Consider the following 1,316-nt stretch of genomic DNA (forward strand, 5'->3'; position numbering starts at 1 on the left):
TCGTCGACGACGCGGGCGCTGATGCCGGGGAGGGGGGTCATGGCGGCGCCGGGTTTGGTGGTGGTGACCCCGGGGAGGGGGGAGATCATGATGGCGCCGGTTTCGGTTTGCCACCAGGTGTCGACGATGGGGGTGTGGTCGTGGCCGAGGGTGTGGCGGTACCAGCGCCAGGCTTCGGGGTTGATGGGTTCGCCGACGGAGCCGAGTAGGCGCAGGGAGGTGAGGTTGTGGGTGTCGGGGATGTGGTGGCCCCATTTCATGAAGGTGCGGATGAGGGTGGGGGCGGTGTAGTAGATGGTGACGCCGTAGTTTTCGATGATGTGGAAGTGGCGGTGTTCGGTGGGGGTGTTGGGGGTGCCTTCGTAGACGATTTGGGTGGTGCGGTTGGCGAGGGGGCCGTAGACGATGTAGGAGTGGCCGGTGATCCAGCCGATGTCGGCGGTGCACCAGTAGATGTCGTGGCCGGGTTTGTGGTCGAAGACGTAGTGGTGGGTGTAGGCGGTTTGGGTGAGGTAGCCGCCGCTGGTGTGGAGGATGCCTTTGGGTTTTCCGGTGGTGCCGGAGGTGTAGAGGATGAACAGGGGGTGTTCGGCTCCGAAGGGTTGGGCGGTGTGGTGGCCGGAGGCGTGGGCGACGGTGTCGTGCCACCACAGGTCGCGGCCTTCGGTGATGGGGGTGTCGATGCCGGTGCGGGCGACGATGAGGACGTGTTCGACGGTGTGGCCGGGTTCGGTGAGGGCTTCGTCGACGGCGGTTTTGAGGGGGGTGGGGGTGCCGCGGCGGTATTGGCCGTCGGTGGTGATGATGAGGCGGGCGGCGGCGTCGTCGGTGCGTTGGCGCAGCGCGTGGGGGGAGAAGCCGGCGAAGACGACGGAGTGGGTGAGGCCGAGGCGGGCGCAGGCGAGCATGGCGATGATGGCTTCGGGGATCATCGGCATGTAGATGGCGACGCGGTCGCCGGGGACCAGGCCGAGGTCGGTGAGGTAGTTGGCGGCGCGGCTGGTTTCGGTGAGCAGGTCGTGGTAGGTGAGGGTGCGTTTGTCGCCGGGTTCGCCTTCCCAGTGGATGGCGGGTTGGTCGCCGTGTCCGGCGTCGACGTGGCGGTCGAGGCAGTTGTAGGCGATGTTGAGTTCGCCGTCGGCGAACCAGCGGGCGACGGGGGCGTCGGTCCAGTCGAGGATTTCGGTGAAGGGGGTGTGCCAGTGCAGGCGGCGGGCTTGTTCGGCCCAGAATTCCAGTGGGTCGGTGCGGGCTCGGTCGTAGAGGGAGCTGTCGGCGTTGGCCTGCGCGACGAACTCCGCCGACGGCGGGTAGGA

At 67.5% G+C, this 1,316-nt stretch carries 1 protein-coding gene; it reads right to left on the minus strand.

All coding sequences use genetic code 11. From position 1 onward, the window contains the following. A partial coding sequence (locus IU449_RS28690; protein WP_195005309.1) for an acetate--CoA ligase occupies positions 1-1,316 on the minus strand: 1,316 nt, incomplete at both ends.

Source organism: Nocardia higoensis (assembly GCF_015477835.1).
GTDB classification, from domain to species: domain Bacteria; phylum Actinomycetota; class Actinomycetes; order Mycobacteriales; family Mycobacteriaceae; genus Nocardia; species Nocardia higoensis_A.